At 59.9% G+C, this 20,631-nt stretch carries 15 protein-coding genes; 2 read left to right on the forward strand and 13 right to left on the reverse strand.

Annotation, left to right across the window (positions count from 1 at the left end):
• The 3 genes from QO231_RS20260 to QO231_RS20270 all read right to left on the reverse strand — a co-directional run bounded on the left by QO231_RS20260 (position 1) and on the right by QO231_RS20270 (position 3,300).
• Positions 1-1,014 (reverse strand): alpha-ketoacid dehydrogenase subunit beta, encoded by a 1,014-nt coding sequence (locus QO231_RS20260; protein ID WP_316780730.1) that lies wholly within the window; start codon positions 1,012-1,014, stop codon positions 1-3.
• Between the two features lies 1 nt (position 1,015).
• Entirely contained in the window at positions 1,016-2,248 is a 1,233-nt protein-coding gene (locus tag QO231_RS20265) for a 3-methyl-2-oxobutanoate dehydrogenase (2-methylpropanoyl-transferring) subunit alpha (protein WP_316780734.1), read from the reverse strand.
• Positions 2,249-2,457: 209 nt separating this feature from the next.
• Complete coding sequence (locus QO231_RS20270) at positions 2,458-3,300, reverse strand: M15 family metallopeptidase (RefSeq protein ID WP_316780737.1); 843 nt, start codon at positions 3,298-3,300, stop codon at positions 2,458-2,460.
• A 185-nt stretch (positions 3,301-3,485) separates the two neighbouring features.
• Between QO231_RS20270 and QO231_RS20275 the strand changes: the two genes are divergently transcribed.
• Together QO231_RS20275 and QO231_RS20280 are read left to right on the forward strand one after the other, a co-directional pair.
• Complete coding sequence (locus QO231_RS20275; RefSeq protein ID WP_316780740.1) at positions 3,486-4,058, forward strand: OmpA family protein; 573 nt, start codon at positions 3,486-3,488, stop codon at positions 4,056-4,058.
• Positions 4,059-4,105: 47 nt separating this feature from the next.
• Positions 4,106-6,274 carry a serine/threonine protein kinase gene (locus QO231_RS20280; RefSeq protein WP_316780743.1) on the forward strand — a complete coding sequence of 723 codons (2,169 nt, stop codon included), beginning with the start codon at positions 4,106-4,108 and terminating at the stop codon, positions 6,272-6,274.
• A gap of 4 nt (positions 6,275-6,278) precedes the next feature.
• Here QO231_RS20280 and QO231_RS20285 read toward each other — a convergent pair whose 3' ends face one another.
• From QO231_RS20285 to QO231_RS20330, 10 genes are all read right to left on the reverse strand, one after another.
• Positions 6,279-6,992, reverse strand: a complete 714-nt coding sequence (locus tag QO231_RS20285; protein ID WP_316780746.1) for a PP2C family protein-serine/threonine phosphatase — start codon at positions 6,990-6,992, stop codon at positions 6,279-6,281.
• On the reverse strand, positions 6,989-7,660 hold the full coding sequence (gene tagF / locus QO231_RS20290; RefSeq protein ID WP_316780749.1) for a type VI secretion system-associated protein TagF: 672 nt from the start codon (positions 7,658-7,660) through the stop codon (positions 6,989-6,991). The genes QO231_RS20285 and tagF overlap by 4 nt, the downstream gene beginning before the upstream one ends.
• Positions 7,660-11,229, reverse strand: coding sequence for a type VI secretion system membrane subunit TssM (gene tssM, locus QO231_RS20295; protein ID WP_316780752.1), 3,570 nt, complete (start codon positions 11,227-11,229; stop codon positions 7,660-7,662). The genes tagF and tssM overlap by 1 nt, the downstream gene beginning before the upstream one ends.
• Positions 11,226-12,620 (reverse strand): type IVB secretion system protein IcmH/DotU, encoded by a 1,395-nt coding sequence (gene icmH / locus QO231_RS20300; RefSeq protein WP_316780778.1) that lies wholly within the window; start codon positions 12,618-12,620, stop codon positions 11,226-11,228. The genes tssM and icmH overlap by 4 nt, the downstream gene beginning before the upstream one ends.
• Before the next feature lie 16 nt (positions 12,621-12,636).
• On the reverse strand, positions 12,637-13,977 hold the full coding sequence (tssK, locus tag QO231_RS20305; protein WP_316780755.1) for a type VI secretion system baseplate subunit TssK: 1,341 nt from the start codon (positions 13,975-13,977) through the stop codon (positions 12,637-12,639).
• Positions 13,978-14,000: 23 nt separating this feature from the next.
• Positions 14,001-15,428: a type VI secretion system-associated FHA domain protein TagH gene (gene tagH, locus QO231_RS20310; RefSeq protein WP_316780758.1), complete on the reverse strand. Its 1,428-nt coding sequence runs from the start codon at positions 15,426-15,428 to the stop codon at positions 14,001-14,003.
• A gap of 9 nt (positions 15,429-15,437) precedes the next feature.
• Entirely contained in the window at positions 15,438-15,743 is a 306-nt protein-coding gene (locus tag QO231_RS20315; RefSeq protein ID WP_316780760.1) for a PAAR domain-containing protein, read from the reverse strand.
• On the reverse strand, positions 15,744-16,352 hold the full coding sequence (locus QO231_RS20320; RefSeq protein WP_316780762.1) for a DUF6931 family protein: 609 nt from the start codon (positions 16,350-16,352) through the stop codon (positions 15,744-15,746). It abuts the gene before it with no gap.
• An 8-nt stretch (positions 16,353-16,360) separates the two neighbouring features.
• Positions 16,361-18,601 carry a type VI secretion system Vgr family protein gene (locus QO231_RS20325; protein ID WP_316780765.1) on the reverse strand — a complete coding sequence of 747 codons (2,241 nt, stop codon included), beginning with the start codon at positions 18,599-18,601 and terminating at the stop codon, positions 16,361-16,363.
• A 63-nt stretch (positions 18,602-18,664) separates the two neighbouring features.
• A partial coding sequence (locus QO231_RS20330; RefSeq protein WP_316780767.1) for a type VI secretion system contractile sheath domain-containing protein occupies positions 18,665-20,631 on the reverse strand: 1,967 nt, incomplete at its 5' end.

Consider the following 20,631-nt stretch of genomic DNA (forward strand, 5'->3'; position numbering starts at 1 on the left):
CTACGCCTCCATCAATTTCTTCATGTTGCTTGCAACGCGGTCGGGTCCCGGAAAATAGGCCCATTCCTGTGCGTGGGGGTATGGCGTGTCCCATCCAGCAATCCGCAGGACAGGCGCTTCGAGATGATAAAAGCACTCTGCCTGAATCTGTGCCGCAAGTTCCGCACCAAATCCCGAGGTCAATGTCGCCTCGTGCAGGACGATACAGCGCCCGGTCTTTTGCACCGACGCCATCACGGTTGCAGTGTCCAGCGGCATGAGTGTCCGCAGGTCGATGACTTCCGCATCGACGCCCGCTTCCTCGGCAGAGGCAATCGCCACATGCACCATCGTGCCATAGGTCACCACAGTCAGGTCTTCGCCCGCCCGCGCAACCGCCGCCCTGCCCAACGGGGTTTCGTAATACTCCGGATCAACATCGCCAAGGGGGTGCTTCTTCCACGGCTGCACGGGGCGATCATGATGGCCATCGAACGGGCCATTGTAGAGCCGTTTCGGTTCCAGAAAGATCACCGGATCGGGATCCGCAATCGCAGCAAGCAACAGGCCCTTGGCATCCTTCGGATTTGACGGAATGACCGTTTTCAAACCGGCAACATGGGTAAACAACGCTTCCGGGCTCTGGCTGTGGGTCTGACCGCCCCAGATACCGCCACCCGACGGCATGCGCACCACCATGGGACAGGTAAACTCACCTGCGGACCGGTATCTCATCCGCGCGGCTTCGGAGACGATCTGGTCATAAGCGGGGTACATGTAGTCGGCGAACTGCACCTCCACGACAGGCTTTAGCCCATAGGCCGCCATACCGACACCGGCACCCACGATGCCCAATTCGCTGATCGGCGCATCAAAACACCGGTCTGGTCCGTATTTTTCCTGAAGCCCCGCAGTACAGCGAAACACACCACCGAAATATCCGACATCTTCGCCAAAGACGACAACATCGTCGTCTCTGCCCATCGCAAGATCATGGGCGTTCTGGATCGCCGCAATCATCGTCATCTGTGTCATGTCAGTATCCCACTTCGTGGCGCTGTTTTATCAGGTGCTCAGGCATTTCCGCATAGACATCCTCGAACATGTCGCGGGGCGACGGCGCATGACCCGAGTTCAGCGTGCCAATGGCTTCGGCCCGTTTCTGGCAGTCAATGACACCGTCGGTGATCTCGGCTTCTGCTTGTTTGTGACGGTCTTCCGACCAAACGCCGCGCTTGATCAGATGCGCCTTCAGACGTGCGATCGGATCACCGAGCGGCCAGGCCTCGTTTTCGGTCTTGGGCCGGTAGGCGCTTGGATCATCCGACGTCGAATGCCCACCCGCGCGATAGGTGACGTGCTCGATCAGGGTCGGGCCAAGATTTCTGCGCGCCCGCTCTGCGGCCCATTTGCCTGCCGCGTAGACCGCGAGATAATCATTCCCATCCACGCGCAGAGCCGGAATTCCGAATCCGTGTGCGCGCGAGGCAAAGGTGTGCGCGCCGCCCCGCGCAATGCCCTGGAACGTCGAAATTGCCCACTGGTTGTTTACGATATTCAGCACAACCGGCGCCTTGTAGGTCGATGCAAACACCAGCGCCGCGTGAAAATCGCTCTCGGAGGTCGAACCATCCCCGATCCAGGAGGCCGCGATCTTTGTGTCGCCCTTGATCGCCGAGGCCATGCTCCAGCCGACGGCCTGAATATACTGGGTCGCGAGATTGCCGGAGATCGTAAAAAACCCGTGTTCCTTGGAAGAATACATGACTGGGAGCTGACGCCCATGCAGCGGATCGGCCTCGTTCGAAAAGATCTGGCACATCATGGTTTCCATGGGATAGCCGGATGCAATCAACAGTCCCGCCTGACGGTAGGTCGGAAAGTTCATGTCGCCTTTCTGCAAAGCCTTCTGGAATGCGCAACTGATCGCCTCTTCACCAAGATGCTGCATGTAAAACGACGTCTTGCCCTGGCGCTGCGCCAGCATCATGCGGGTGTCGTAGATGCGCAATGTCATCATGTCCCGCAGACCGCGCGCGAGGTCTTCATCGCTCAGCGCGCAAGCCCATTCACCCACGGCCTCGCCATCATCGTCAAGTACACGAATGATGGTAAACGCCAGATCGCGCATGTCCTCGGCACGCGCATCCACGTCCGGCCTGCGCACTGTGCCTGCGGCGGGAATATCAACCCTGGAGAAATCGGGAGTGTCTCCGGGTCTGCATTCTGGCTTGGGGACGTTCAGAGATAACGGCGAGTAGTCGGTCATGACAACCTCAATTCAGATGGATTGGATGAATGCCGGCAGACAGGTGCCGGCAAGTGCTTCTCATTGACGAGGGCCCCTATCGCTTCGGGCCTTCTTTTCCGCGTGACACGAACACTATTGCAGCAACGCGCCACATAAGGAAGAGAGCAGGGACAACGCGCCGGAGTCCAAGAACAGGCCACAGATCGATGGCGAAGTTACCTTGGAATTCAGAGCATTCCCTGTGACAGCCATTCGTCCAGCTGGCGACGGCTGATTTCGAAGTGCATACTGTCCTCGCGCCGGAAGCCCGCGCCCCAGACCCAGCCTTCTTCGTGAAAGAAATCGGCGAGGATTGTCAGGCCCAGCTGGGTCTTGCCGTCGGTAAAGTTGTCCAGATGCCCATCGATGTTCAGATCCAGAGCCAGCCCATAGCTATGGGTCGAGAGGCTGCTCTGCGTCCCGCGGATACGGCGCACGCACAGTGATCCGGACGTGTTGATGCGCGCATAGAGGTCCGGATCCGCACGGCGCACATTCTCGAAGACACGGCGCAGGGACTCTGCCGCAGGCTTCAACATCTGCACCCGGATCGGGCCCACATTCTCCAGCACCAGCTTGCTCTTCAGCGATTGATTGGTCATCGGCTGGCAGTCATCGTTCAGTGTTTCACGCGGGCGGCCCAGCTTTTCCTGAAGATAGCGCGACCCTGCAACCTCCAACCCCCGATTCACGTTCAGCCGGTCGGCGATCAGAACCACCTGCGCATAGGCGTCGATGATGTCATTCGGCCCGGTGCCGCGCAGTATCGCGTCTTCGGCATCCGCATTTGGCACCAAGGTGCTCTGCCGTCCGATACCCGCAGCCAGACCTGCGATTTCGCCTTCCTGAGCCTTCATCCGGCTCTGCAGGTCCTCGACCTGCTGGCGGAGCATCTCGATCTCGATCCGCGCACCGGAATCCACCGCGGAGCCCTGAAAATCCTCTTCGGACAACAGATAACTGAGCCCGACAAAGATGACTGGCGCCACGACCAGTGCGACAGCAATGATGATCGCCGGGAGATATCGCATCACGTCCTCATTGGTTCCTGCCAATTCAGCCCGCTTGACCGCGGCGAGTAAAGGGCTTTTTTTCTCAAACCCAAGAAGAAAAGGCCGGTTTACTCCGCCCCAGGCGACGGTAAAACCGTTGTGGCAGGGCATCGTGTGGTGTAGTCTTTGTTCAGTATCGAATTACACCCAGCAAAGGACGCAAGATGGTTTGTTTTTCAAAAGTTTTTGCCGTTACACTTGCCCTTGGCGTTGGTTTTGCACTTCCCAACGCAACTTTCGCCCAATCCTCTGGCGAGATGAGTGCCGAAGAAATCGCAGACGCCTTCAAGAAACAGAAGACGCGTGGCCTTGTGATCGTACCCTCCGCGCAGCAAAGCGATTCCGTCGAGGCCACCACGGTCGCACCGGCTGCGGCCAAGGAATATTCTGCAGTCGATCGCGATGATCAGGTCAATGTTCAGATTGCATTTGATTTTGATAGCGCCGCACTCCGCGACGATCAGAAGCCAAAGCTCGTAACCCTGTGTCAGGTCATGAAATCCGTGGACGTATCGGTTTACCAGATCGTCGGCCACACCGACAGTTCGGGCACCGCAGCCTATAATGAACGCCTGTCGCTCTTGCGGGCGCAAGAGGTCAAGCGCCATCTGGTGGATGATTGCGGACTTGCGGAAAACCGTATCGAAGCAATCGGCATGGGCGAAAGTGCCCCCTACGATGCTGCGAACCCAAGGGCCGACGTTAACCGGCGGGTCGAGTTTCAGGCATTGGGTTAAGACCGCTGACGGTTCTTGCCGGACGGCACGCAGCAAGGGGCTGAGACATGATCGACTCGCGCCCCACGGATACGTTTCAACCCGGCGATGTCCTGAACAACACCTACCGGATAGAGGCGGTCCTGGGTCGTGGCGGCACGTCCGAAGTCTATAAGGCGCGCAGTGAAATCTCGGGGCGGCTTGCCGCGCTGAAGGTGCTGAAAGCCGAGTTTTCCGCCAACGACGACTATCTTGTCCTGCTGACCCGCGAAGAAGAAATCCGCGAGATCCGCCACGACGCCGTTGTTCGCTATTCCGAAAACCATCGCACGCAGGATGGGCTAGTCTATCTGGTCATGGACTATGTCGAGGGACCGGGACTCGATCGAAAGCTGCGCGAAGGGCCGATGCCGGCGGATGATCTGCTGACCGTGTGCCGCCGCGTGTCTGAAGGGCTCGAGGCCGCGCACAAGCGAAATATCGTCCATCGCGACCTCAGCCCCGACAACATTATCCTGCGCGGCGGTGACCCGGCCGAGGCGGTGATCATTGATTTCGGGATCGCCAAGGACACCAACCCCGGTGCGCAGACCATTGTCGGAAACGAATTCGCCGGCAAGTATGCCTATGCCGCACCTGAACAATTGAGCGGTCAAACCGATGCGCGCTCGGATATCTATTCGCTTGGGGCCATGTTGTTGGCGAACTTTCGCGGAAAATCGCCGGATGTCGGCAATAACCCCATGGAGGTCGTCAAGAGAAAGGGCGAGCGACTTGATACGGCCGACGTCCCCGAACCGCTCAAGACGCTCATTGACCGGATGGCCGCGCCGGAACCGGATGCGCGGTTTCAGTCGGCGGCAGAGGTTCTTGCCTATCTGCGCGAACACGAAGGCGAAACGGACCCGGACGCGACGGTGATTTTCCCGCTTCCGCGCACTCCGACCCCCAAAGCAAAACCCGCACCCGAAAACCTGCCACAAAGCGCACCCGCGTCCGCACCGGCAGGCGCACCGCCTCGCAAGTCGCTTGGCGGGCGTGTCGGCCTCATTCTGGTGCTTGCGCTGATCCTCGGCGGTGTCGGCGGGTATTTCGGCGGGCTGTTTGACGGGTTGGTGGGCCCCAGCTATCCCGTCGCAGATCCCTATCAACTCACCGTTGACAAGCCTGCCAATGGCGCACCACACGCGATTGGCCATGTCCCCTCCGAGCAAACACGCGCGGCCATGAGCAATCTGATGACCGACCTGTCCGGCACCGCGGACCTGACCATGGCCACGGGCGCGATCGCAGACAGTTGGGGGACCGATGTGATGGCCACCCTCTCGGAACTGCGCAACCTCGAAGAATGGCGGTTGGCCCTTGACGGCAATGCCGCACAGGTCACCGGCGAAACCTCGGATGCCGACCTGCATGCCCACCTGATCAAGACCTTTGCGGATGGTCTGCCCGGTGCCCTGCAGGGCAGTGCCGCAATCGACCTGATCCCCGTATTCCTCGCTGCCAGCGAGGTCGAAGCCGTGCTTGATCACCTCGCGGATTGCGGTCCGCTCGCGACACCGGGCGTCACGCCTGTCGGCTATGGGCCACAAAGCGACATCATCGTCGCAGGCAAGGTCGCAGACACGGCCACTCGCATCGGGTTGTTCGATGAACTGAGCACGATTGCAGGCGAACGCAAGGTGGTGGTGGATGTCGAGGTTCTGAACCCCACGCTCTGCCTCATCGAAAGCAATTTACCGAATGCACCCCCCGGCGGCATTGGTGTCGACTTTATCGTTGGGGACCGGAACGAACACAATCCTTCGGGTCGCTTCTTTGTGGGCGAAAATCCGATCATCGATATCACGCTTCCTGCCGATGTCGTCGACGGATACCTGACGGTGTCGATACTGGATGTGTCCGGCAATGTGTATCACCTCCTGCCAAACCTGAACCGGCAGGAAAACGCGGTCGCAAAGCTGCGCGATGGACAATCAGGACCTGTCGACGTGCGGGTTGCCTATAGCGTTGACGAAGCGGCCAGGAACAATCGCATCGGTTTCACCGTCGACGATTCTTCACTGGGCAAGAGCAAGGTGATTGTCCTGCACTCGGAAGAGCCACTATTCGGTGGCTTGCGCCCGACTTCGGAATCCGCGAGCGGATATGCAACGGCACTGAAGGATCATGTGGAAACCAATCAGGCCAGCATTCTGTCGCTCGATAGCCGCATCCTGACGACCGCCGCACCCTGAATCGTCAGAGGACGTCCAGCACGATCACCGTGATGTTATCTGCGCCGCCACCGTTCAGTGCAATCTCGATCAACCTGCCGGAAACGGTCTCCAGCGGCTCGCGCCCCAAGACGGCCCGCAGCGTCTCGAACGTGGCGTATTTAGTCAGGCCGTCAGAGCAGATCAGGAACCTGTCTCCGTGCAGAACCTCGCCCCGGATCTTGTCAAGGTCGAGCGCATCGCCCACGCCAACGGCGCGCGTAATCGCGTTTGATTGTGGGTGCTGCTCTGCTTCATCCCACGTCATCTGACCCGACAGAACCAGTTCCGCGACGGCAGAATGATCGGTGGTCAGCATCTCGATCTGCCCGTCCCGCAACCGATAGATACGGCTATCCCCGGCCCAGAGGCCGACAAAATGACCGTTAGCGACCATCAAGGCCGCCACCGTGGCCCCGATGATACCACGACCGCGCGCCTCGGCCTCCTTGAGGATCAACAGGTGCGATTCATTGATCGCTTCGCGCAGGGCATGCATCCGTTCTGTAGGTTCTAGTCCTGCCGGGATCATCGCGATCCTGTCGGCGATCAGGCGACTGGCATAGTCCCCGGCGTCGTGTCCGCCCATCCCGTCCGAAACCACCCAGATATTCTGCTCCGGCAGCGCCAGAACCGCATCTTCGTTGATCTTGCGTTTATGACCAACATGGCTCTTGGCGTTGTAGCGGATTTCGCTCATGCTGCCTGCCCAGTCCGCCAGATCGGTGCGTCGAGATGAAAGAGTCCCTGCGCCTCCAGCCCCTCGGGCAGCCCATCACAGACCATGAGGCGCTGCGCATCGCCGACCATTGCACTCCACAAACTCGGGCGCGTCCACCCATTTCCAATGTATTCTGCGGCAAGATCGGGCAGGACATCGTCTTGCTCCATCACCAGGCTATGGCCTGACTTGCGCAATAGAGGTGCTGTCGGTGATGCAAGCAGCGGAATCTCCGTCAGCCTCTGTTCCAGCTTTTCGCGGCTCATGTCGTCTTCCAATGCGTCCAGTGCAAGCGCCTCCAGTCTTTCAAATATCGCGCCCGCGCGAAAGTGGTCAGATGCAGTTGATCGCGATGTCACCACCGCCGTCATCAGCGTCAGCGGAAACCGCCGCCCGACACGATCCACGGACGGCATGAACACGCCGATAATCCTGTGCGGCCCTGCCAATCCGGCAGACAGGCTGAACCGCCAGATCGGTGCCGACATATAGTGATCATCCCACCCCGAACCGAGGGTTGTCTGCGCGGCCAGAATGGTGCGTTGTACCCACTCATCCCACACCGATACGAACCCCGCTGGCGGCATCAGCCGGAAGAAATCGCCGACTGCCGGTATCTTGCCGAAAGCGCCAAACCCCTCCGTCATCACATCGACTTTGGACAGTTGAACTTGGCCAACGCCGGCAACGCAAACGGATTGATGACCGATCCTGACTGCAGCTGGAAGATCGCGATACGCCCACCCACGTTGAATATCACACGCTTGCGGTCCGACACGTTGGTGCGGCGGACTTCGGCCGCATCAAGCAACCGGAACCATCCCCACGGGCCGTCCCGCGAAAGGGTGCTTTCGATGTTCTTCTTTGCCGGCTGAAACGTCACCCGCGCCAACCCGACCGAGCCCGGCCATGTCACGGCAACCGGGTTTGGCTGGCCGCCGCGATGGGCAAACTCGACCTTCTGACCATCGATTTCAAGCGATACCGATTTGGCCTTGGGATCCAGTGCCTCGGGCGTGATCTGAAACTGCACTGCGGGCGTTGGCCCGGCAGCGAAGAAGGCATCGCGGATTTCAGCGGCGTATTGCATTTGTTCCAGAACCGACTGCGATATTCCGAGATCAACATCATTGACCCGCTTCCACGACCAGGGCCGCGTGCGGGTATCGACAAATCTGACGAGATTCTCGCTAAAGAAGGAGTCGATCAGACCCTGCGGTGCGAACAGTTTGGCAAAATCCTGCATCGCCACATCCGCACCCGCCCGGCGGTTGAAGGGGTAACGGTTGTTCAACGCCTGTTGGCAGAACGGCAGCACGCTGGCCTGCCAACTGGCGTTGATAGACGCGCGCGTGCCGTCCGCCGCAATGCCAGACGAGCCGGTGGTGATTTGCGAGGCCCAACGCTGTACCGGGCCGTCAATGCGGCTGGCAGCCTGCTGAAACTGCTGAATCGCGGCACCGCCTTCGGAACTGTTGCTGACGCCGCTGAACGACATCTTGTTCAGTTCCTGATACACATTTGTCAGCGAGCCCATCAGTGCGTCCAACTGCGAAGGTTGCCCTTCGGGCCGGTCGACCAATTGATGCAGCCATGCGAACCGATCTTCGACATAGGCGCCGGGTGGCCTGACAGGTTCGCCGGTATTGGCCGCCGCTGCGCGCGACAGGGCACTTAGCATGATTTGCGCCTGCGCACTCAGCGAGGTACGGGTTTCGATGGCCGCAGCCGCACTTGCGCCCGCTTTCAGCTCACTGGTGTCCACCACCGAGCGATCTTCGGTCAATCGGGTCTCGTTCGATATCTCGGTCAGGATATTGACGATGGGAGAGGTCGGACCGGACAGCACATTGGTGACCTCGACCGCATGTGACAGGCTCTCCATCGGAATGATGTCGATATCCCCGAGTATCGCATCATAGCGCGCGACATAATCGTTGTAGTAAAGGTTCAGAACGTCGCGGCTGAGCGCGATCAACGCCGCCTCGGTCTGTTCCGCCTCCCCGCGCGGCCCCAAAACCCAGCTTTCCCGCGCCACGCGGGCGGCAACATCGACGGCCTCATTCAAAAAGACATTGTTGAATCCGTCATAGGTGAAAATCCCCTCGACACCGTCGCTGAGTGGTTTGCCCGACGATCGCACAAGTACCCGCTGAACTGCAGGGCCGCCTGCCTCGGTGATGCGCCATTGCGGCAAACTCGTCGCCTGTGGGCTGTTGATGATACCGTTATAGACACGCTGCGACAGTGGCATTTCCAGGAGCAGGCCCTGCACCTGCTCGACCAGCGGGCCATTCAGCGCAATCTCTTCCATTGGCTGCGACAGCAGCGCGTCCAGATGGTCGGTCAGATCGCTGCGCAACGGTTCGCGTGCCGGTCCCGAATAGGAGAGTGACCAATCGATCTGCATCCATTCCTTGATCAGATCGCCATTCATCGGTCCCTGCAGACCCAGCATCAGGTAGATCTTGAGCGCCTCGTACAACAGTTCGGTGTTGTTCATGTTGGCGGCCATCTGCTCTTCCAGCCGCAACAGCAGACGTGGGAGAAAGCGTTGGTTCAATGCCGCGCGATAGGTTTGTGCCGCCTGTGTGCCGACCACCTCGCCCTGATAAAGGCCATAGGTCACCCGCCGTTCCGGTTCCGGATCAGACAGGACCGGATTTCCGGGCATGTCGCGCAGAATGTTGAGCGCCGCCACAACTGGCGGTAGATCGGTATCGCCCACGGGGCTTGGAGGCAACGTGGCCGCAGCAGCCTGGTAGGCCTGCACATGCGTCTCGGCCTGCGCAAGAATCTCGGCGTTGCCCAGATAGCTGCGCACCCAAAGAGTTCCGGTGGTCAAGGCCACCAGAACCGTCGCCGCAATCGCCGCCGCGCGGGTCCAGCGATAACGCCGTTCGACCTTGTCATCGGAAGACACCAGCCCGGCCTCTGTGAACACCACCTGTTCGAACAGCCGGGTCAGAAAGAAAGAGCGACCGGTGCCATGACCGGTGCCGATGGCCTGACGTCCGATGCCGAATGTCTGCGCCATGTTCAGCATCAGGCGGTCGATCGGAGTGCCTTCCTGGGTGCCGGATGTAAAATAGATGCCGCGCAACATGTGCCGCTTTTCAAAGCGGTTGTCCTGGAACACCTCGTTCAGGAACTCGCGCGCAACCCGCCGCATCGAGGCCACCTGGCTCGGGAAACCGGCGATGAGCGCACGTCTCTGGTGATCGGTTTCCGCCTGCATCCGCTCCAGCGACTGGGCATTGATTTGTCCTAAAAGCAGTGCGAATTCATCGTCAAACGCCCCCATGGGCGAGGCATCTCCGCGGCTCTGATCCAGCGGCAGGGTGAGCCCCCAGACCTGCTCGCGGTCTTCCTTGCCCAGATTATCGTGGAATTCGCTGAATCCGGCGATCAGGTCGGCCTTTGTGAACAGAACATAGACCGGAAACCGCACCCCCAGCCGTTCGCGCAATTCGTTCAACCGCCGCCGAACAGCCAGCGCATGGCTTTTCTGTGTGACCTCATCCTGCAGGGACAGGTCACTGAGACTGATGGCGATCATCGCTCCGTTGATAGGCTGACGTTTGCGATGCCGTCTCAGCAGATCAAGAAACCCCAACCAGCCGGCGTTGTCGGCATCCTTGTCGCTCTCCTGCGTGGTATACCGCCCTGCCGTGTCGATCAGTACGGCCTGATTGGTAAACCACCAATCACAGTTCCGCGTGCCGCCGACGCCGCCGACGGCCGCCTTGCCGGTCTTGTCCGCCAATGGAAACTGCAAACCCGAATTCACGATGGCGGTGGTCTTGCCCGCTCCGGGCGGGCCGATCATGATATACCACGGCAATTCGCTCAGATGGCGGCGACCATTCTTGGATTTTCGCAGTTCGGTGATCGCGGTCTTGAACTTGCTTTTCAGCGCACTCAACTCTTCGTTCATCACCTCGTCGTCATTGGTTTCCACCGTTTCGGCAATGTCTTCTGTCATCGCCCGCGCCTTGCGCCAGCGCCGCCAGAAGATGAAACCCATAAGCAAGAGGAAGAACACCCAGATGCCGGCAATGGTGGCGATCCTGCTCGTCAAGCTGTCAAACGGATACCACTCGCCCCATCCCAGATAGGGCGCGAAATACCAGGTACAGAGAGATAGGATGATCGCCACGAGGGTCAGAATCGAATAGATCGTCCCGAACAAGATTCTAAACACTTTGCGGATCATGTTCCGTCCTCCCGCACCAGCAAGACTTCGATCCGGCGATTGCGGGCACGCCCCTCGCGGGTGCCGTTGTCGGCGATAGGTTCCTTGTCAGCGCGCCCTTCGGCAGACAGTCTTGCAGGATCATCAAGTGCATTGGACATGCGTTCCATCACCGATTTCGCCCGGGCCAGCGATAGCGCCATGTTGGATGGGAACCTTGAGGACCGGATCGGCACGTTGTCGGAATGTCCGGCGATGATCACCGGACCCGGTTCGTCATTCAGCGCCTTGGCCACGCGATCCACGGGCGCGCGGAAGTTTTGCGACAGCCTGTCTGAGCCAGAGCCGAACATGCCGGAGCCCTTGATCCGCACAATCAACGTGTTGCCTTTCTGGAAGACTTCGACGATTCCATCGTCGATCTCTGGCTGCAGGAAGCCTTCGACTTTCTTCAGCTGTTCCTCGGCCGTCGCTGCCGTGGGCTGCGGTGGTGGCGGTGGCGCGCGGCGCTGCAATTCTGCCAAGGGGCCACTGTCGATCACCGAAAGCTGCCCGACCACACGCTCTGTCGAGGTCGAAAGCGCATAGGACAGCCCGGCAAACTGCAAGGTCAAGAATCCGGCGGTTACCGCAATCGCAATCCAGACCAACCGCCACAGGGACCGGGGCTTGAACGGCTTCTCGACACCTTCCCAATGCGGTGACAGATCCCGTTCGAGCGGTCCACGCTGCGCCCGGATGATGCGCGCCAGCGCTCCGCGTATCTGCAGGTGCTTTTCCGGCCCGCCCTGTTCGATGCGCAGGCGACCTTCAAATCCCAGTGACATGCACATGTAGATGAATTCCAGCAGGTCGATATTCTGCCCTGGCTCCTTCTCGAGCCGTGCCAGAAGATCATAGAACCGGTCGCCACCCACGGTTTCGCGATGGAAGGTTCCCACCATCGATTGCAGACCCCAGCTTGATTGCCCGCCCCAAGGCGTATTCAGCACCACATCGTCCAGTGTCGCACAGAGCGCATAGCGCGCGACCTTGACAGTCTGGGCCGATATGCCAGCCTGCAATGCGCGGTTCTCGAACGCCCGAACTTCGGCAACGACGCTCTGGCGGAGTTTGTCCGGGTCCATATGTTGTGCACGGTTGCGGATGCGGCTGATCAGCGAAAACAACGTACTTGCACAGGCGACAAGCTGGTTCATCCCGGTCAGGGTTGGACCAGGATCAGGTAGCCCGGACGCCTTGGGCGCGGGTGCAGGCTTTGCCGAGGTCGGAACGCCGAACGCATCGACCGGAGCCTCGGCCGCCGGTTGCGCGGCGGCTGGCGGAGCCGGATTGCGCCGACCACCCGGATTGGGCTTGATCACCGTCTTGTCGGTGTCATCGGGTTCTGCAAACGGGTCGTTGTCAGCCATCATTCATACCATTTCATCAACCGTTCCGGATCGCCCAAAGCTCCATTTTCAAACCCGGATACTGGCCGGACACATGGACCGCGATCCCGCCAGACGTCGTCATCTTGCCCCAGTACGGGCTGGCCGCGTCCATTTCGAAATACACCACCCCCGCATGATAGGGGATCTGGCGTGGCGCCACTGGCATAGGGCGCAAGGTGATCCCCGGCAGCGCCGAGTTGACCAGTTGCCGGATTTCCTCGACTGGTCCGATCTTGGCCTGCCCCGCAAAATGGCGGCGCACGTCCTCGGCGGGAATATCCGCATCCACCGCCAACACGAACCCGGCATTTCCCAACAGCTTGCGGTCGGCAATGACCCCCACGCTTATACCATACTTCCGCTCTTCCAGCTTGATCGGAATCGCGGTCTGCTCCAGCACCGAGCTCAGGTATTGCCGCAACAAGCGGATGACCGGGGCAAAACTGCCGGTCAGATCGTCATGGCGATAAGGCGGCAGTTCTGGTGGCCGCTTCTCCGACGTCATGAACACCGACAACTCGCCCGCCAGCCCGGCGCAGACCCGATACAGGTCCTCGGGGTGCAGGTTCTCGATCCGCGACAGGTGGCGCATGACCGGGATCGTTCTGTTGATGACCGCCAGCAGCAGGAAATCGGACACTTCGGCCACGCCGCGCGCGCCACTGCCTTCTGAGAGTCGCCCGGCCAGCGCCTGCATCCGATGCGACAGCAAACCTTCAAGCTCGCGCGTGAAACCGTCCAGCGGCTGTGCCGCCCGCACATCGACGCAGCTCGGAATGAACGCCTGATCCAGAATGATTTCCTTGTCCGGGCGCACCTCGATGATCCGCGCCACCGGGATTGCCAACCGATCCGCCAGATCATCCACCGCGAGCGCGAATTGCAGGCGCATCTTGCCGATACCCAGCATCACGGGCTTTTTCTGCTGGCCCATTGAATCAGTGACTTCGATCTCGCCGGGGCGCAGACGGCTTGCCGACATTTCGGCGCCGCTCAGATCGACCTCGGCGGCTCCCTGTCGCCGTTGCGGCACCGTCAGATAGACAACGCAATCCTTGATCGTTTCGGGCACTTCCAACGCGGGCGGATGGTCTTCGGCCATGGGGACGCGAAACACGGTCCCGTCCTGAGTCAGCCCGGCACAGGATTTCAATGCGAATTGCCCGACCTTCAACACCTCGTCATCGATCTCCAGCGCACTGACACCCCAGGCATAAGGGCGCAGGCGACGGGCCAGCCCGGTCACCAAGGCTTCGGCATAGCGGTCTGACTGCTGGAAATGATGAGGCTGCAAGAACAACCCCTCGGTCCAAAGCACCTTGCTGTCCCAGGACACTGGCTTCTCCTTCTGTTCGGACGCTATTTCAGCTTGTCCAGTTGTTCCTTGTAGGCCCGCGCGAATTCACGGCTGAACAGGTCATGGAAATCGTTTTCCGCCTGATCGGATATGTCGGCATAGAGCTTTTCGTACACTTCCCAGTAGCGTGCCTTCTTGCCCTTGAGCAGGCTGCCCAGCCCGCCACTGGTTTCGATCTTGCCCGCCAGTTCCTGCGGATCCAGCCGAAGCAGCACGCCCTTCAGCGCGGCCTCCATGCCAGTCACCATTGCAATCTCGTGCGCCTTGATATCGGTGAGTGCCTCTTCCACCGCAGATTCGGCACTCAGATATCCGCGCGCGCCGGGTTTGACGATGGCTTCGACCGCCTGTTCCGGGCTGATCGAGAATTTGAGGGGATTGTTGCCACCCGCGCTGATCATCGTCTGCTCGATGCGGAATTCGCCCTTGATTGACGTGCGCGTCATCAGGATTTCGCGCAGGCCGGTGACCAGCGTCTTCATCACACGGCCCATCCGCGCCATGGTGTTGACCATATCCGCGTCATCGATCCTGACCTCTTCGACACCGACTGCCCGCAAGAAGGCGCGCGCGGCATCAGTATCGACCGGCGCATCCGGATCCACCGGCGACGTCGGCGCCTCTGACGCGGGCACGGCAGGCTTTGGCGCGGGCTTGGCAGCAGCGGGCGTGGGAACCACGGTTTTTGGTTGCTCGGGTTCCGGTTGCGGATCCGGCGCGGCATCTGGCGGGCCCCCGTCCAAGAGATCATCCCAATCATCCGGGATCAACCCGCCACCACCCGAGGATTGCGGGGTAAAGCTGTCCTGTGCCGAGGCGCTGTGGCTGGGCGCGCTCGCGCCCTCGCCCTGCCGCCCATCATCCGGTTTGCGAAAGAACGGATCCTCGTCGTCCTCGCCCAGCGGCGGAAGCAACTCGTCGATCGGATCCACCGGATTGATCTGTGACGGCCCGGTCGGGCCGGCTTCGGCGCCCAACAGGTCGTCGAGGAAGTCGCCCCCCGGCCCCGCATCGTCCAGCAAGGCAAGCGGATCCGGCGCCTTGGATGCATCGCCATGTGACGCAGGACCCTGCGCCAGCGGATCGGCAGGCCCGCTATCGACGTCGGCCAGATCCGAGGTGATGTCGACGACGAGTTCGTAGGTTCCGAGTGCCAGAACATCACCGCTGTTCAGAGGCGTCGACACCCTGCCAAGGGGTATCTTGCTGTAATTCAGGTAGGTCCCGTTGGTCGACAGATCAACGATCACCACGTTGCCATTATGATCCTCGATCACGCAATGGTTTTTGGACAGTAGCCGATCGGGATCGGGCAGGACGAGATCGTTGGCCTCGCCGCGCCCCACCGTCAGGCTGCCGCCTCGCATCTGCACGGGCTGGGCGTTGCCCGGCACTGTCCCGGATGACTGGAATTTCAAGGTAACAGGCATAGCAGAGCGTTACCCACCCACCAGCACGTTGACCTGCCCTTTGACGATCAGGCCACCGCAGGCGCAATTGTCGGTGATCCGTGCGGCCGGCAGTTTCTGGATGATCACCGTAGCCGACCCCTTGATCACAGGATGCGGAAACGGGATTCCGGCAAGATCGGTGATCCGCGAGGCTGGTATCTTGCCGACCAGCACCGGCACCGCACAGGGCGATGCAATCGGGATCGGGACCGGAACCGGCAACGGCGGAGCCGGCGGCGGAGCCGGCGTGAAACACAGGTGCAGATCGAGAATTCTGGCTTGCGGCGTACCCATCTATGCGTCTCCCTCGGCAGTCTCGGCCATTTCGACCTTACCGCTCCCACCCCGTGCGATATCGAGCGCCCGGTCGATAAGCACCTGAACATGCGCGTCAAACCTATCAGATAGTTCCCCCAAGGCCACCACATTCATGGCAAACGCCGCCAGTTCCGATGCCCCCGCCGGTGCCGGGTATTCCGCCAGGTCTCCGGGCCCCAATGTGCCGTCGCAATAGAGGACCGCGACCGCGCAGTTTACGGTGTCATCATCGACATAGGCGTGATCCAGTGTCGCGCGCGCAGTTTCCCGGTTTTCCTCGGTCGGATCGAACACCCATACTTCCGATGCCGCCAGCGAGGGCGGGTCCTTGTGCGATTTTGGACCGATGTAGTCACGCGCCGCCAGGCAGGCCCACCAGACCCGTTCGCGGACCGGCAACAGGGACGACAACAGCAGGAGCATGTCGATCCACTCCTCCTTGGCCTGCAACTCCGCGAGCACGACGTCTGCGGAGGCGCTTGCAGGCGCATCAATCAGGGTATCCAGCCGGATATTGGCCTGCGACAGCACCTTGGCCGCAGGTTCCTGCGGAAACTTGATCAGGTCTTTGAATCTATCGCTCATGACACCACCTAGTTGATCATGGTAATGCCGCCCTTGGCGGTCAGCATTCCATCCCCCTTGACTGTGGTCAGCTTGGATTTCAGTTCGGCCATCGCCTTGCCTTCGAACTTGAGCATGGTGGCCTTGATGGTCACTGAAACCGGATCGATGACAATCGACGATCCGCCCACCTTCAGCTCGATCTTCTGAGCGGCTGTCATCGTGATCTTGCCCGATTTCACATCCACGGTCATGTTGCCGGTCTTGACCGTCTTGGCGTCATTGCCGGTTATGGTCTTGGTGTGCTTGCCTTCGATCTTCTGCGTCTTGTCCGTCTTGATTTCGATGTTCTGGCTGCCGGTCTTGATCAGGTACTCCTCGTCTCCCTTTTCGATGGTCAGGCTGTTGTCGCCCTCCTGCACCACGCGCGTAACATGTTGCTTGATCACTTCGCTCAGACTGCCATCTTCGTCCTTGGCGCCCGCATCCACTTCGTCCAGACCGATGGTCACCACCGACTTGTTCTTGATCAGCATCTGGTGGTCCTTCTGCGCCTGCACACGCATTTTCTCGGACCCTTTCAGATCATCGAACATCAGTTCGTTGTATTCCTTGTCACTGCCCTCTTTCGAGGACCGCGTGCGAATGCCCAGTTCGGTGGGGTTGTCGGGATAGGTATAGGCCGGCTTTTGCCAGTCGTTGTACATCATCCCGGTACAGATCGGCCGGTCCGGATCGCCTTCTTCAAACTCGATCACCGCCTCCTGCCCCATGCGCGGCAACGCAACCATGCCCCAACCTGTGCCCGCCCACGGGGTCATGACCCGCACCCAGCATGACGACATCTCGTCCTTTGCACCAAGGCGGTCCCAGTGAAACTGAACCTTGATCCGGCCCCATTCATCGGTCCAGATTTCCTCGCCCGACTTGCCCACGACGGTGGCGGTATGCGGCCCCGATATCTTGGGCCAAGGCGTCTTGATCGGTGCCCGGTATTGGGTTGTCTTGGGGATTGCCCGAAAGGTCGAGGCGAACGCGTCTTTTTCCATCACCTTCGGAAACGCCGGATCCAGCATCGAAAGATCGCGTCGCTGCTCGCGTTCCGGTTGGGTCAGATGATCAAACAGGAACTGCTCGACACCTGTGCGCTTCATGTCACTGCGAATCTTGCGCGCCTCTCTCGCGTCCTTGTCTTCTTCCGCGCTCAAGAAATTCTGATCCTGTACGTAGTGTTCTGCGGAAACGATCAGATAGTTCGCATTGGCCGCCTTGTCCGGGTGTTTCTCCATGGCAAAGGTCTGACCTGCGGCAAGGGCTCTCACGTTCGACGCAGCGCGAAAGGTGTTAAATGGAACGGTCTCAGCTTCCATCCGGACGGTTGCATATTTTTCACCAATTTTCTTGTCGTCGCCAAAGACGCCCGGATAGCTGTGATGACCGTGATAGTCATAGATTTCGTGGCTCTTGTGCGAATGGCTTCCGGACTCTATGGCGTGATCGAACTTCAGATCGGCATTCTGCAACTTGAAGTCAAAGTCGTTGAGCGTGACCTTACCACTGGTCACCCGCTCGATTTCCGTCCACTCCGCGATGTGATCCTCACGCGCGGCCTCTGCGCCCCGGTCTGTCTGGCGCGCATGATAGGCAATCGTCGCATGGCCCGGCACCTCGGAATGGGCGCTGATTGAATCACAAAGCACCATCTTTTCAACAACTGCGGAATCCAGATCATTCAGAAAGTAGAAATATATCCCTTCCTCTTCCATCAACCGGCACAGGAAGGCATAGTCCGTTTCCCGGTACTGCACACAGTAGGTTCGGACGTCATAGGTGCCAGTCAGCTTGTCCTCGAAATCTGTCAGCCCATGAGTCGACAGCAGATCTGAAATGATGTCGGGAACGCTCTTTTCCTGATAGATGCGGCAATTCTGGCTCCGCGTCAAAAGCCAGAACCAAGGGCGCAGTTCGGCGAGGTAATACCAATTCCCCTGGTAGTAGCCGAGCTTTTCCATCGACACGCAAAGACCACTGAACACACGTTCGCTTTCGTCCTCGGTATTTACATGCACCCGCATGTTCCGCCCCACGACCCCCCTGATATCGGCATCTTCTGACCAGCTCCGGATCAGGACGCTGGTCTCGGTCAGCTTGCTCAGCCCTTCCTTGACAACTGCCTGGAACAAATTTGGGCCTTCCTCGCCCTTTCCGGGCCATGAAAACTCGCCGGAAATCCAGCTTCGAGCGTCGGCAAACGGCTTGTAACTAGGCATCATTCTTCCTTTCGGAATAAAACCGGTCGCGCATGGCGAACGGTTCAGGATCAAAACTCTTCACTATAAATCCTCCAGCAAGGCTGCGAGGTCGGCATCGACATCACCCGGGTCTGCATCCGGTGTCGCGTCATCGTCAAATCCGGCCAACAGGTCGTCCAGCCCCAGATCATCGCTTTCCCCGTCTGTCACATCGCCTGCGGCTTCGGGCGCGGCAACCGGCGCGGGTTTCGGTGGCGATGGTGGCGGCGGCGGCACATCTGACCACGGACCGAGGATGTCGCCCCCGGCGAGCGACTGGAACGAGGCCAGCCGGATTTCATCGCGGCCCTTGATCGATACCACTGGCATCACACCTCGCGCCATGACCTTTTCCACTTTCTCGAGCGTCAAGTTACGCTCGGTGCAAGGCAAGGCAACCTGATCGCCATATTGATCGGTGACAAAGTGATAGGGCCTGTCCCCCAGCGACATGACCGAACCAAGTCCCAGATGCGCGCCGTTCTCCTTGTAGGATTTGGCCAGCAGGATCGCCACGAGCACAACCGGGTTGGCCCAAAGCATCCCGCGCAGCCCCGCCGACATCGTGAATTCTTCGAAATCGAATTCATAGATCGGCTCGGATTTCGCGCCATAGGAACGACGCAGCAGGAACCGGGGCGCGGCAAGGCCAAGATACCCGGCCTCGGGCATCGCGCGTAACGTGTCCCAGGCGGTTGCCACCAACGGATGGCGCTCTTCTTTCTCGGTATCCATGAAGCTCTGCGAGAGCGCCGCAAGAAATGGAGCATCCACATGCGCCGCAACCCGCGCGATCCGCCCCAGCAATTCTGCATGCGGTGGCGTTTCCTCGAAGGTATAGAGCCCGATGACGGCGGAATAGCCTCCCCGCCCATTCTCCGGATCCAGCGGGGCCTCGGTCAACAGCCGGACAATCCCGGATTGGGTCAAATCCTCTGCCGCGGCCAGATCCGCGCCAATTTCCTCGGCCGATATGTCATACAGCATCACTTCGAGCGTATCATCCGTCTCGATACTGCGTGCAATCAGGTCCAATGTCCGCCATTGCGCCTCGATCGATTGAAACTCCGGATGATGCAGGATCAGCCGCATCGCGGTCGACAACGCCTCATCCACCGCCGCTTGCATTGCAACCTTATCCGCATCGGCCACGGCCCGCACATGCGGTCCTACGATCTGCGCGATCATGTCCTCGACCGGTGTTGCCGCAGTCATTTCCGCGTTTGTGTCGCCGATCAGCTTCTGGAACTCCGACAGTTTCAGATTGGCCGGAACCGCGATGCCGCCCGACCGCGTTTTTGGTGGTGCAACAGGTGTCCCATAGGCCTCTCCCCATGCCTGGAGGCGCTGCGCCGCGTTTGCGGCGGTGGACCCGATTGAAAGCTGTGATCGAAGCCCCTGCAAGTCAGTCAGGACCGGGACTTTTTCATACAATTCGTCCGGGTGCAGATCATCCAGCCCATTCAGTTTGACCTCTACGCCGGCACCCTCTTTGCCGATGGGCAGCACCAGCGCTGTCGCGAAACCCTCGATCACGTCCTCGACTGTGTCCGGGTCCAGCAGGATCGCTTCGCGCGCGGCAAGCGCGTCGCCAGTCTCAAGTTGTCCGCGCGCGGCACGCCCCGAAAAATCTCCCATCAACGCAATGCGAAAGCGTTTTCGGTTCAGCTTCTCGGCATCGGGCCGTTCCCCCGTCAACACGCCAAACGCGAATTCCGCTTCGCCCGCAGGCCCTGCATCCTCGTCCGCATCCTCAACCGGCGTCTCGCCCAGAAGATCGTTGAGATCAAGAACCGGGGCGGCGGGTTCGCTCAGGTCACCCAGCAAGTCGTCAAGATCGTCGGCGGGTACCTTCTCGGCCTCTGACACAGCGGCATCAGGAACTTCGGCCTCGCCCAGATCGCCCAGCAGGTCATCAAGATCGTCGGCGGGGCCTTCTTCGACGTCACGTCCACCCAAGAGTTCATCAGTTGACGCCTCGCTGTCTGAGGCGTCGGCGTCCTCCGGAT

Source organism: Sedimentitalea todarodis, from assembly GCF_032595355.1.
GTDB lineage: Bacteria > Pseudomonadota > Alphaproteobacteria > Rhodobacterales > Rhodobacteraceae > Sedimentitalea > Sedimentitalea todarodis.